The sequence below is a fragment of the Longicatena caecimuris genome, assembly GCF_018406465.1.
Lineage (GTDB): Bacteria > Bacillota_I > Bacilli_A > Erysipelotrichales > Erysipelotrichaceae > Longicatena > Longicatena caecimuris.
Genome location: NZ_AP024510.1, coordinates 2,091,069 through 2,104,642, shown reverse-complemented (window position 1 = coordinate 2,104,642; position 13,574 = coordinate 2,091,069). Strand labels below are relative to the sequence as shown.

General features: G+C 52.1%; 11 protein-coding genes. 10 read left to right on the top strand and 1 reads right to left on the bottom strand.

Features of this window, described 5'->3' with window-relative positions; all coding sequences use genetic code 11:
* Positions 1-13: 13 nt before the first annotated feature.
* The 10 genes from KJS44_RS09950 (at position 14) to KJS44_RS09905 (ending at position 13,024) form a co-directional block, all read left to right on the top strand.
* Positions 14-2,686 carry a CD1108 family mobile element protein gene (locus KJS44_RS09950; protein ID WP_213540083.1) on the top strand — a complete coding sequence of 891 codons (2,673 nt, stop codon included), beginning with the start codon at positions 14-16 and terminating at the stop codon, positions 2,684-2,686.
* A gap of 18 nt (positions 2,687-2,704) precedes the next feature.
* Complete coding sequence (locus KJS44_RS09945; RefSeq protein ID WP_213540082.1) at positions 2,705-2,950, top strand: DUF4315 family protein; 246 nt, start codon at positions 2,705-2,707, stop codon at positions 2,948-2,950.
* The gene (locus KJS44_RS09940; protein ID WP_213540081.1) at positions 2,940-4,136 is read left to right on the top strand and encodes a DUF4366 domain-containing protein; all 1,197 of its coding nucleotides are present in this window, start codon (positions 2,940-2,942) and stop codon (positions 4,134-4,136) included. The genes KJS44_RS09945 and KJS44_RS09940 overlap by 11 nt, the downstream gene beginning before the upstream one ends.
* A gap of 178 nt (positions 4,137-4,314) precedes the next feature.
* On the top strand, positions 4,315-9,087 hold the full coding sequence (gene srtB / locus KJS44_RS09935; protein WP_213540080.1) for a class B sortase: 4,773 nt from the start codon (positions 4,315-4,317) through the stop codon (positions 9,085-9,087).
* A 66-nt stretch (positions 9,088-9,153) separates the two neighbouring features.
* Positions 9,154-9,636 carry a hypothetical protein gene (locus tag KJS44_RS09930; RefSeq protein WP_213540079.1) on the top strand — a complete coding sequence of 161 codons (483 nt, stop codon included), beginning with the start codon at positions 9,154-9,156 and terminating at the stop codon, positions 9,634-9,636.
* A 191-nt stretch (positions 9,637-9,827) separates the two neighbouring features.
* Complete coding sequence (locus KJS44_RS09925; protein ID WP_244976538.1) at positions 9,828-10,448, top strand: DUF6088 family protein; 621 nt, start codon at positions 9,828-9,830, stop codon at positions 10,446-10,448.
* Positions 10,449-10,450: 2 nt separating this feature from the next.
* Positions 10,451-11,449: a nucleotidyl transferase AbiEii/AbiGii toxin family protein gene (locus tag KJS44_RS09920; protein WP_244976537.1), complete on the top strand. Its 999-nt coding sequence runs from the start codon at positions 10,451-10,453 to the stop codon at positions 11,447-11,449.
* Between the two features lie 216 nt (positions 11,450-11,665).
* Positions 11,666-11,860 carry a hypothetical protein gene (locus tag KJS44_RS14555; protein ID WP_244976536.1) on the top strand — a complete coding sequence of 65 codons (195 nt, stop codon included), beginning with the start codon at positions 11,666-11,668 and terminating at the stop codon, positions 11,858-11,860.
* Between the two features lies 1 nt (position 11,861).
* Positions 11,862-12,614, top strand: coding sequence for an FAD-dependent thymidylate synthase (locus KJS44_RS09910; RefSeq protein ID WP_244976535.1), 753 nt, complete (start codon positions 11,862-11,864; stop codon positions 12,612-12,614).
* Entirely contained in the window at positions 12,611-13,024 is a 414-nt protein-coding gene (locus KJS44_RS09905) for a dUTP diphosphatase (RefSeq protein ID WP_213540078.1), read from the top strand. The genes KJS44_RS09910 and KJS44_RS09905 overlap by 4 nt, the downstream gene beginning before the upstream one ends.
* An 87-nt stretch (positions 13,025-13,111) precedes the next feature.
* Here KJS44_RS09905 and KJS44_RS09900 read toward each other — a convergent pair whose 3' ends face one another.
* Positions 13,112-13,426: a helix-turn-helix domain-containing protein gene (locus KJS44_RS09900; protein ID WP_213540077.1), complete on the bottom strand. Its 315-nt coding sequence runs from the start codon at positions 13,424-13,426 to the stop codon at positions 13,112-13,114.
* Positions 13,427-13,574 lie beyond the last annotated feature (148 nt).

Sequence of the window (13,574 nt, the reverse complement as noted above, 5' to 3'; positions counted from 1 at the left end):
GGAGGTGATAACAATGCCACGGGACAAAGAATTTCAGAGAAAGAAGAAAGATACCCGGATGCCGGTCCGTGATTCCCATGCGGAGGAACGCATGGACACCCGGCAGAGCGAAACAAATTTTGACCTGCGGCGGGCCAGAGACGCCCCTTCTTCTCCGGGTACTTCCAGAAACCGGATATATGATACCGCAGCGCAGCCGGCAGCGGAGGATTCGCAGTTTTTTACGGCGGATATGCCGCAGCAGGCGCACACTTCCATACCGGAAAATTTGTCTGGCAGGGATTTGGGCCATGAGCCGGCAAGGGACACGGAAACGCGGAGCACGTTGGAGCCGGAGCCTTCCGCACAGGAACCGCGCCGGAGGGATTTCAGATATAAAGATTCCCGGCGTGAGGATTCTGGCAGCGGGACTTCTGATACAAGACGCCCCACGCAAGGAGAATCCGGCCAGACGGAACACCGCCACCGAATGCACCAGCACGGCAACAAATACCAGCAGCGTTTCCAGGAGGCGGCAAAGGCCGAGGAACCGCAGGAGAAGCCGGCAGAGGCAGCCGGGGACGAGCCCAAGCGTCCTTCCAAGCTGGAATTTACCGCTGACGAGCTTCCCCCGGAAACGGCGGGTAAAAAGCTCACCCAAGCCAGACGGAAAGCCGAGCGGGCCGCCCAAAAGCTGGAACAGGCGGAGGAATGCCTGCCCGCCCGCCGTAAGCTGCGGATGGAGACATCTTCCGATCCTGATACGGGCAAGGCCACAAAGCGCCTGAAATTTGAAAAGGAGGTCAAAACCCAAAGGGCCCATGTAAAAGGTCCCCTTCCCATGCGCCCGGTAAAGGCCGGCGCAAATATGGCAGTCGGTTATGCCCATAAAAAGGTATACCAGGCCGAGGAAGAAAATGTTGGCGTTAAGGCGGCCCACCACACCGAGCTTGTGGGCGAGGCCGGGGTGCGCACAGCATATCACCGTCATAAGAACGCCCCATACCGCAGGGTGACAAAGTTACAGCAGAAAACGGCGCGGGCTAATGCCAGGGCTGCTTATCAGCAGGCTTTACAGGATAACCCGGCGCTGAAGAAAAATCTTCTTGCCCGGATGTGGCAGAAACAGAAAATAAAACGCCAGTATGCCAAAGCAGCCAGAGAGGCGAAAAAAGCGGGAAAGCGCGCAAAGGACACCGCTGTTACAACAGAAAAGATTGCTGCCGGCGTGGTCCATGCCATCAAGCGTCACCCAGTTATATGCGGAATCGTGATCCTGCTCCTTTTGGTATTTTTCCTGATTACATCCCTGTTTTCTTCCTTTTCTAATATTGGAACCGGAGGGCTGGGGAGCCTTGCTGCCTCTACTTATCTGGCGGACGATGCGGACATCAACAATGCGGAGCTTATATATACCGAGTGGGAAACGGACCTGCAGATGCAGATCAACCGTGTGGAATCGGACCGGCCCGGTTATGACGAGTACCGCTATAATATCGGCCCCATTGAGCATGACCCCTATGTTTTAATGGGCTATCTCACTTCTGCCTATCAGAATTTCACTTATACGCAGATCGAGAGCGTCCTGCGGCAGCTTTTTAATGAGCAGTATTCCTTATCCTTCACAGAGGAAACGGAAATCCGCTACCGGACAGAAACAAGCATTGACCCGGAGACCGGCGAGGAAACAGAGGAAGAAGTGCCTTATGAGTGGCACATTCTAAATGTAACACTTACTACCATGCCGCTTGAAAACTTGGTGGTTTCACGCATGGACGCAGACCAGAAGGAAATTTGCGAGATTTTATTGCAGACCAAAGGCAACCGGCAGTATGTGAAAAATGTATTTGGCACGAACTGGCTGCCCTATGTCACCAGCTACTACGGCTACCGGGTACACCCGATCAGCGGGGAAAAGAATTACCATACCGGCGTTGATATTGGGATGTCCCAGGGTACACAAATCCTTGCCGGGCATGACGGCACGGTCACGCTGGCCGGTGAAGCCGGTGGTTATGGCCTGTGTGTCGCCATTGAGGGCGAGGCTTACGAGGGGCATACCCTTACGACGAAATACGGGCACTGTTCGCAGATTCTTGTGTCCGTGGGCCAGGAGGTCAAGGCCGGGGATGTGATCGCAAAGGTCGGCAGCACCGGAAATTCCACCGGGCCGCACCTGCACCTGGAAGTGTTGGTTGACGGGCAATACCTGAATCCTCTGTACTTTGCCGATACCGGCGATACCAGCGAGCGTCATTTGCCAGCGGCAGGCGCAGGCGGCGGAGGAAACTATTTTGACTATGATGTTCCACCGGAGGCTCTTGCGGATGAAAAGTTTGCCGCTATGCTCGCGGAGGCTGAAAAGTATTTAGGCTATCCGTATGTATGGGGCGGCGCAAGCCCTTCCACTTCCTTTGACTGTTCCGGCTATGTTTCCTGGGTAGTCAACCATTGCGGCGTGGGCTGGAATTTCGGACGCCTGACCGCAGATGGGCTTTTAGGCGTGTGTACGCCTGTATCAAGCGCCGATGCAAGACCCGGCGACCTGATATTCTTCCAGGGCACCTATAACACCAGCGGCGCAAGCCATGTAGGAATCTATGTGGGTAACGGAATGATGATCCATTGTGGGGACCCAATCTCCTACGCAAATATCAACACAAGCTACTGGCAACAGCACTTTTATACATTTGGGCGTCTGCCCTGACAGATTGGAGGTAATAAATTGAACCCTAAGATTGAAAAACTGGAGAAAGAGATCGACAAGACAAAAACCAGGATCGCGGAGATGCAGGCCAAGCTCCGCGATCTGGAAAAACAGAAAACGGAGCTGGAGAACACCGATTATGTGGCGATTGCCCGCAGCTTCCATCTGACCCCCCAGCAGTTGGCCGAATTTCTGAAATCGCAGCAGGCCGCCCCGGGCGGGGATGGTCCGCTTAAGAAACAGGAGGAAATGAATGAGGACTAAAAAAATCTCTCTGCTACTGGCGCTTGTGCTTATCATAAGCGCCATAGCTTTGCCCCTGACGGCTTATGCTGCCGGGGACAAAGATACCACACCGCCAAAACTCACGGCCTCCCTGGACGGCGACTCGCTGAAAATAGAAAGCAGCGACGATCATTCCGGCGTGGAGGCGGTTTTTGTAGACGGGAATCGTATCAATTCTTTAACCAATGGGGCGGCTTCCGTTGCCTTAAAGGACTATGCCGGCACAGAAAAACAGGTGAGTGTGTATGCCCAGGACTATGCCGGGAACCGCTCAAAGACCGTGAAGTTTGAGAATCCCTATTACAAGGAACCGGCACCTACGGAAAAACCTTCTGCCACAGTACAGCAGGCCCAGAGCAGTACGCCATCTGTAAAACCGGTACAGGCTCAGGCGGCTTCTTCCGGAAGTACAAACAACAGCGCCCAAAGCGGCAATTCCGGGAATGGCTCTAATGCAGGTACGAACACGGGCAATAATGCCGGCAGCAATGCAGCGTCCGGCACAAACGGAAATGGCAATAGCTCCAATTCACAGGAGGAAACGGAAACTACTTCTTCTATCCCGGAGGGAGCATTTACCCCGGAAGGTACCGGAACGGTTCTGGATGAAGCTACCGGCGAGGGTGACGATAAGCAGTTTTATACGATTACCACCGAAGCCGGAAATGTATTCTATCTTATCATCGACGGAAAAAGGGACAATAACAACGTCTATTTCCTGAACGGCGTTACCGAAGCTGATTTGATGGCCCTGGCGGAAAAGGGCGACGGCAGCGTGAGCGTGATCCCGGCTGCGGATGTCTGCACCTGTACGGAGAAATGCGAGGCCGGAAAAGTCAATACCGCCTGCCCGGTCTGCAAGAACGACCTGAAGGGCTGCACCGGAAAAGAAAAACCTGCGGAAACAGAGGAACCCGCACAGACCGAACAGCCGAAAAAGGACAATGGCAGCGCTGGCACGATTATTTTTGTGATCGTCGCCTTGCTTGCAGTCGGAGGTATCGGCTACTATGTGAAGATCGTGCGCCCGAAGCAGCAGGCGGAGGCCGAATTTGACGAGGACGACGGCTACGGGGAGGGCTTTGACCCGGACGAGGCTTACGGTGAGCCGGAATATCTCTCCGAGGATGACTTTGAGGATAGCACCCATGAGGACGGCGAGTAATGCGCCGTCCTTACCTATTTTATGAAAGTGAGGTCTTTCTATCGTGAATATAAAAACAAACACACACCGCCGCGGCCTGCACAGGATCGTGGCATTTTTACTCTGTGCGGTATGCGTCTTTGGGTTAATCCCCACACAGGCATTTGCCATGTCGCCAGGTCAAAAGGCGAGCTCATGGATGGGTGATTATTATGTCGGTTCTGACGGAAACGGATATTATTCTCCTGCTCCGACCATCTTCATGGCCTATCATGCAGACGGAACCGCGGAATTTTTATCCAGTTCCGGCGGCCATCGATACAAGCACTATATGATGACAGATTCGGACGGTGTAACCCATTCTGTCTACTGCGTGGAGAGTGGGATTCCCTATGAGGCTTCTGATAATGGCTATACTTCCGAAAGCGGAAAAAACAGCACTTATTTGAATCTGCTTCCTTCTGCTGCCCGACGCGGAATTACCTTGACAACAATTTACGGTTGGAAACCCGGCTCATCTCTGCCGGTTTCCGGAATTAACGCAGATGACTATAAAATGGCGACTCAGATTATTTTGTGGGAGTACCAGCAACAGCTCCGTACCGACCCGTATAGCCGCCACGGAAATGGGCAGGCACCGGCAGATCAGTTTTACAATATAATCGCTGGGCGCCCGGCAGAGAAAGCCTACAACTGGATTCTTTCACAGGTTGCTTCCCATTCTACGGTTCCATCCTTTACTTCCACGAAGAAAAGCGAAGCCCCGGAGTTGGAACTGAAATGGGACACGGTGAGAAAAGTCTATACCCTGACTGTCACTGACACCAATAACCTGAAAATCAATCTGGAAACCTTGAAAGGCAGCGGCGTTTCCGTCACAAGAAACGGGAACAAGTACACGTTCACCAGCAAGAACATGATTATGAACCCTGTCACCTTTGAATTCCGAAAGGATATTCCGGTTGCCAATGACATGCTGATTTGGGGCAGACCCGGCTACCAGACTATGATGACCGGTGCCAGCGACCCGGTTTCCTTTTTTGTGAAGATCAAGACCGAAACCTACGGCACCGCAAAGATTGTCAAGACCAGCGAGGACGGCATTGTGTCCGGGATTCCTTTCCGTATCTCCGGCACGGACATTCTGGGAAATAAAGTGGATGAAACTGTAACTACCGGAGACAACGGGCAGATCAAAGAAAAGCTGCTGCCCGGCACCTATCTGGTGAAGGAGCTGCCGGTGGACCGCTATGTGACCCCTTCCGCGCAGTATGTGACGGTTGAGAGCGGTCAGACGGCCTCCGTCCATTTCAGCAATATCCTGAAGAAATTCCGCGTCCATGTGATTAAGAGCGACGCGGACACCGGAACCGCCCAAGGTGATGCTACCCTTGCGGGTGCGACTTACGGCCTGTTCAATAACGGTGATCTGGTAGATACCTATACCACCGGGCCGGACGGCAGCTTTATGACCCGCTACTATGTCTGTGGTGATAGCTGGACGGTACGGGAAATTGATCCCAGCACCGGCTACCTATTAAATGATATGGTCTATGAGGTGGGCGCTTCCCCGACGCTGTACGAAGTGGAACTGAACACCACGGAGAACCAGGTCACGGAAACCGTGATCTATGGCAATATCCAGCTTGTAAAGCATACGGACGACCTGGACCCGGATGTGTCCGAGGATGAAAATACGGACGAACCAAATGAGGGTGTGATCGAGCGCCCGGAGGCCGGGGCTGTCTTTGAAATCTACCTGAAAGCGGCGGGCAGCTATGACGCGGCGAAGGAAAGCGAGCGTGATCTGCTCACCACCGATGGGGATGGCTTCGCTTCCTCCAAAATGCTGCCTTATGGTCGTTATACGGTTCACCAGGTAGCCGGCGAAGAAGGAAAGGCGTTTATCCCGGACTTTACCGTATTTATTTCCGCAAACGGCCAGACTTACAGCTATATCCTGAATAACCGTACCATCACGGCACGACTGAAAGTGGAGAAATGCGATGCGGAGACCGGCAATATTATCCCGATGACGGGCACTGGTTTCCAGATCAAGGATTTGTCTACCGGGGAATTTGTCAACCAGGAAATCTATTATCCGAATCCGGAAACCCTTGATACTTTCTATGTTTCGGACGAAGGCTGGCTCATGCTGCCGGAACCTCTGCATACCGGGGATTATGAGCTTTACGAGGTGGCGGCACCTTACGGCTATGTCCTTTCCAGTGAGCCCGTACCGTTCACCATTGACGGCAGCGAGGCGGTTGTGACCGTAACACAGTATAACATGCCGCAAAAGGGACAGCTCACCATTACAAAGACCGGCGAGGTATTCACTTCCGTCCAGGAAAACGACGGCCTGTATCAGCCGGTATATGAAGTGGCCGGGCTTCCCGGTGCGGTCTATGATGTGATCGCCGACGAAGATATTTATACCGGTGACGGTACGCTTCGCGCGGCAAAGGACACGGTTGTGGAAAACCTTACCACCGGGGATGACGGGACGGCACAGAGCGGGCTTTTGTACCTGGGCCGCTACCGCCTGGAGGAACGCCAGGCGCCGGCAGGCATGGTATTAAATTCTCAGCCAGAATATGTAGAGCTTACCTATGCTGGTGAAACTGTGGAAGTGACACAGACCGCCGTTGGCCTTTATGACGAGCGCCAGAAGGTGGATGTGAGCCTGTTCAAAGCACTGGAAACGGACGAGCTGTTCGGGCTTGGCATGAATGAGGAATACAAGGATATTTCTTTTGGACTGTATGCTTCCGATAACCTGACGGCTGCGGATGGCAGCGTGATCCCGGCTGGCGGCCTTCTGGAAGTGGTTTCCGTTTCTGCAAATGAGGCGGGCGGCTATGACGCTTCTTTCGCCTCTGACCTTCCTTTTGGCAGCTACCTTGTGAAGGAACGCACCACAAACAGCGCTTATATCCTTTCCGATACCGAGTACCCGGTAGTATTTGAATATGCGGGCCAGGAGGCGGCGCTGGTACAGATTCTTGTGGGTGAGGGCGAGGCCGTTCCCAATGACCTGCTTCGTGGGCGTGTAGACGGTGTGAAATACGGTGAAAACCCGGAGGGCGGCGAGACTGTGAAGCTGGCCGGCGCGGTGATGGGCCTGTTTCAGCCGGACACCGAGGAATTTACCGAAGAAAACGCACTGCTTACCGTAACCACCGGCCAGGAGGGCAGCTTTGCCTTTGAGAATATCCCTTACGGCCACTGGATCGTAAAGGAAATTTCCGCTCCCGCGCTTTATACAGTGAGCCCGGAGGAACACCATATTTATATCGGTGTGGACGGCCAGGCAATCGAAATCCGTGTGGATGATACCTTGATCCGCGGACGGGTGCAGCTCCATAAGACCGAGGCGGTGGATGAACCTTCCTCTGTGGAGAGCGACAAAGAGAATACCTTCCTGCGCTTCCTCTCCGGCGCAGTATTTGAACTGTATGAGGACATCAACGGCAACAAGGAGCTGGATGCCGAAGATACCCTGGTAGGCACTCTGAAAGAAACAGACGGCGGATTCCACATGGCGGAGGATCTTCTGGCTAAAGGCTATTTCGTAAAGGAAAAGAAAGCGCCGGAGGGCTACCAGCCTGACGAAAACGCCTACTATTTTGAAATCACCGAGGACGGCCAGACCGTTGTGATCGAAAACGGCGAGGCAGGCCGGGGCTTTACTAATGAGGCATACCGCGGCAACTTGAAAATTACCAAAGATTCCAGTGACGGACGAAAGGACGGCTTTGCCATTGAGGTCAAGAGCGCGGACGGTTCTTACTGTGAGACATTCACCACACCGAAATCCGGCGTGATCGAGGTTAAGGGACTGCGCGTCGGTATTTATACCGTAACCGAGCTTTCCAACCGTGCAAGCAAGGATTATATCATTCCTGACGCGGCCACGGTGGAGATCAAGGCGGATCAGACCGCCACGGTTCAGTTCTTCAACGAGAAGCCGGAGGAACCGGAAACTCCTGATAACCCGAAAACGCCTTCCAATCCGTCTAACCCTTCCACCCCTTCTAATCCTGATAAGGGAGTACCGCAGACCGGGGATGATAATTTTATTTTCCTATACGGCGGGCTTCTTGTGCTGGCTGTGATCGGCGGCGGGCTGTTCGCTGCTCTCTATTTCAAAAAGGGAAAATACAGTAAGAATACCCCAAAGACAAGAGCTGTCGGTATTACGGTGGTTTCCATCTGTGCGGCGCTGGCATTAGGCAGCGGCTTTCTGATGGTTCGCGACATCTGCCAGTATACCGAAAGTGCCGGAGCCTATGAGGACCTTGCTTCTCTTGTAGAACTGCCGGAGCAGACCGAAGCGCCGGAGGATGATACGACGGAAACGGAACCTGCCGGGGAGGAACCTTCTGTGGTCCTCCCTGTGGTAGACTTTGAGGCTTTAAGGGAGACCGGGCCGGACATCATCGGATGGCTTACCCTTCCTGATACGCCTGTCAACTATCCGGTGACGCAGGCGGACGACAACGAGTATTACCTGCACCACTTGTATGACGGCACCTACAATAAGGTGGGATGCCTGTTCGCGGATTATGAGAACAAAGCGGATTTTTCTGACCGAAACACCATTATTTACGGGCATAACATGCGGGACGGCTCCATGTTCGCCGCCCTGAATGAGTATGACGAACAGAGCTACTTTGATACCCATAAGCAGATGTACCTTGTGACCCCGGAGGGCGGTTATCTCTGTGAGATTTTCGCAGCGTTTGTGGCAAAGCCTTCCGAATCCGGCAGCGATACCTCTCCCTGGCGTCTTAGCTGGAAGGATGACGGCTCTTATACGACCTGGCTTACCGCTATGGCAGAGCGTTCCGTTGTGGAAACGGACGTCACGGTGACAAGCAGCGATAAAGTGCTGACCCTTTCCACCTGTACGCCCGGAGGCGCGAGCCGCTTCATCGTCATGGCTAAGCTGGTGGAAGTAAACAACTGAACAGAGTGAAAACCGGTGCGGGGGCATGTGCTCCCGCACCAGTCATTTACAAGGAGGATTTTTTCTATGGTGAATACCATTGTTTCAATACCCGGCTATGTACACCTGTACCGTTCCCTTCTCCGGTTCTATGACATGCCGGAAAATGAGATCAGGGAAATGCTGTATTTGCTTAACACGGCCAACCTGGACTGCTACGAGTATTACCACCCGGAGCGGGAACTGGTTGAGAGCGGCCCGGTAGCCTTCTGCCACTGGCTGGAGACGATGGACTGCCGGCCCTACCGCACAGAGGTACAGCTTTATAAGTCGCTACTGTTCCTACAGCGCAGCGTGGACCGGGATCTGATCGTGACCTCCCAGCGGGAGGCATTGCAGACGCTTAGATGTATTATCTCCAATATCGAATACCGCTTCTACAAGGCTTATGAAATGGAGATCGAGGATAAACGGACCGTGTACGGGGAATGTACCTATCGCCTGGTTCCCAGGGAGGACGAACCCAGCGTGTGCCTGATGCACGACTGGATTTATCTGCCCTCTGCTTAAAAATGTCCCGAATAATATATAAAATACGGGACAAAAAAGTAGTATATGCTCTGCCCCTTGCCGGCAGCGGTTCCTTCCTTTTTTGAGATTGCTGTATAAATCCTGATCTGCGTGGGAATACTATAAACAAAACTCTCGGAGCCTATTGAAAATTTGTCCCGAATAATATATAATATTCGGGACAAAAGGAGGTGAGCAAAGTGGCAAATGGATATTCCAGGCAGATTCAGGAGCGAATTGGCGCAGCGGCAGAAGGAACCGTTTTTGTCAATTCTGATTTTGCTGATATTGCTGATACGGAAACCATAAGACGGAACCTGAACCGGCTTACGCAGGCAGGTACGCTCCGGCGGATTTTGAAAGGTGTTTACGAGAAGCCGGAATACAGCGAAATGCTGAAAGAATATGTAGCGGCGGACCCGGAGGCGGTAGCAAAAGCGCTGGCCCGGAACTATCACTGGACGATTGCTCCCTGTGGGAATACGGCGCTGAACCTGTTAGGGCTTTCCACGCAGGTAACAGCGGTATGGTCCTATATCAGCGACGGTCCATATAAGACCTATGAGTGGAATTTCACAAAGCTGGAATTTAAGCACAGGACTAATAAGGAGATCACGGGTCTTTCTTATATGACGGTTCTGGTGATTCAGGCATTGAAAACTTTGGGGAAAACAAATGTCACTTCCAAAACGATTCAGACGCTTAGCTCCCGGTTGAATGAGGACGATAAAGCCGCTATGCTAAGAGAGGCGGCAGAATCTACGGATTGGGTTTACAATGCGATACGGCAGATTGCCGGGGAGGTACAATAGAGATGAAACATGTTGCAAAATTTTCAGACAATGATAAGCGGAGGCTGTTCCGTAACACAGCAGATAAGATGGGGCTCAACGATGCCATTGTGGAAAAAGATTTTTGGGTATGCTTTACGCTGGATTATCTGTTTCAACGTTCCCCCTGGAAAGATTCGATTACCTTTAAGGGCGGTACCAGCTTGTCAAAAGCCTTTCACCTGATCAGCCGGTTTTCAGAAGATATTGACCTGATTCTGGACTGGCGGGTTTTAGGATATGGCAAAGACGAGCCCTGGGAGAAACGCTCCAACACGAAGCAGGACGCTTTCAACAAAGAGGCCAATGCACGGGCGGAGGTCTTTCTGGCAGAAACCTTCTGCCCCGCAATCAAAGAAGGATTATCTCAGGAGCTTGGCCGTGAAGCTGACATTCACATGGACGAGGAAGAAAAGCAGACAGTTATTTTTGCCTACCCAAAACTGTTTACCAATGCGGGAACCTTGCAGGTGATCCGACTGGAAATCGGGGCGCTGGCAGCCTGGACGCCGGCGAAGTCGGCGGAGATTATGCCGTATGCCGCGGAGTATTACCCTGACATATTTGCACAGAAGGACACAAGTATTTTGACTGTGGCTCCGGAGCGAACCTTTTGGGAAAAAGCTACGATCCTGCACCATGAGGCCAACAGGCCGGAACATCTGGAAATGCCGCAGCGGTATTCCAGGCATTATTACGATTTGTACCGCATGGCTATGACCCCGGTAAAAGAAACCGCTTTCTCCCGGCTCGACCTGCTGAAGAAGGTTGTGGATTTCAAAATGAAATTCTATCCCAGAGCATGGGCAAAGTACCCGGAGGCTGTGCCAGGCACCTTAAAGTTGATCCCGCCGGAATACCGGTTCGCAGCGTTAGAGGCGGATTACGATTCCATGAAGGATATGCTGTATGGTGATGTTCCCACATTCGATACTGTCATAGCAGAGGTCCGGGAACTGGAAAAAGAAATCAATACCCTGTAACAACTACATAACCATTTATTTGCCGGCTATTCTAAGATGTTTTAGGATAGCCGGCTTTCTGTTTTCAAAAAGGAGGAATGTCACATTACACAAAATGAAGTCAATGCTGTTTTTGACGAGCAGGTGCGGCTCTGCGCCGACACGCTGCAACGGAAAACAAAAGAATACACCGGAGACGATACGGACCGGCTGGGAGCTTTTAAGGCGGCGGCAGCTTTGCAGCAAACCACGCCAGAGCGTGCCCTTGCCGGGATGCTGGCAAAGCATATCGTTTCCCTGTATGACATGTGTTTTGCCGATGGCGTCAGCTTTGGCATGGACACATGGGACGAAAAGATTACAGACAGCCTCAACTATCTGTTTTTACTGAAAGCCATTGTAAAGGAGGGACATACCAATCAACAGAATTGAAGTGAAGATTTTGAATTGCCAGGCGGTTGCAGAGGCCGAGAAAAACATGGTCTTTGCTGCCCGGCTCACTCAAAGGGGCCACCGGATCGCCAGAATGGATGATCTGATGGCCCTTTATGAAAAATCATTTAGTAACGATACTGTGGCGGTCATCGGCGGGCTTCCGCACCCCACGGTCCAGAAATTTGCATTCATCACCGTTGCCATTGTCGGGGCAAGCCGGCGCTTTCTGGCGCAGATCACACGCCACCAGAATGAGGTCAAGTTTATGAGTGCGTCCTTGCAGTACAGCAATTATACGGGGCAGGCAGATTTTGCCGTACCCTATGAAGTGCTGACCGCGCCCGATTTTGTCCGGGAGCTGTACCTGAATAGCTGTCACGAAGGCATGGATTGCTATGAGCAGCTATGTAATACCGGCGTCGGCCATGATGCGGCGGGATATGCCACACCCCAGGGGCTTCGGAATGTGCTGATTATCAGCGCCACGCCCTATCAGTGGAAACACATCATCGGCCAGCGGGTTTGCCGGCGCAATACGGACGAGACCCGGATCGTGCTCTTAAAAATCTGGCAGGAGCTTTATGCTTTAAGCCCGGTGCTGTTTGCGTCTGGTCTTACAGGCCCTTTCTGTCAGAGAGATAAATGCCTGGAGGGGAAAATGACCTGCGGAAAAATGTTGAAAGAGGACATGACGCCGGAGGATATTCTGAAAATGGACTATCCGGCGATTTGGGAAGGAGGCGGCACATGAAGATCAAACTAATTGACTTTGGCGTGCCGGAGAGTCAGCGCCCCTTCCGGCCACATGGCAACGACGCCGGGGCGGATGTGTATATGCCCTATGACTGCACATTGCAGCCGGGAGAAATCGCAAAGGTTCCGCTTGGGTTCGGGATCGAAGTACCGGACGGGTACGCTGGCTATGTATTCCCCCGCACCAGCATGGCGGCAAAGGGTCTGGTCTGTGAGCTGCCCCCGGTAGATTCCGGCTACCGCGGGGAAATCCATGCCATTATCAGTAATGTAAGCAACAAACCGCAGGAACTTTCCAAAGGAGCGCGGGTAGGACAGCTTGTGATTACTCCGGTTGTAATTGCGGATTTTGTTTCGGATTTGGGAGTAGAGCGCGGAACCGGAGGGTTTGGGAGTACCGGGGTATAAATCAGGATAAATATAGAGTGTTTCCAGACTTAATTTAGGACAGTATGGGAAATAATAAGAAGAAAGCGGTCATTTCCCGTGACCGCTTTACTTCTTGCTGTTCAATTCTTTCATAATGCCGAGGATATATGTCATTGATCTGGAATCCAGTTTCTTTGCCTCTGCAATAAATTCCTGCAAGGTCTCTGGATAAAGGTTTTCTTCGTCAAAGAATTCCTTCGGCGTTACGCCGAGATATTCGCAGATATAAAAGAAGGACTGCATGGCAGGAAGTGATTTTTTGTTTTCGATGTTATTGATGTAGTTGTTCGCTTGCCCCAACGACAATGACATGTCGCGTGCAGATACACCCTTTTGTAATCTCAGCTTTGCCAGCCGTTCCGGGACGAATTCTTCATACATCACCCTCACCTCCCATTCTATAATAGATTGTACCTCACGCAGACGCATTATTCACAAATTAAAAAAGGGTGTTTGCGTTGACTTGCAAAAACAAACCTATTATAATAATGAGAGATACAAAATTAAATCTATCAATCGGAGGAACTTG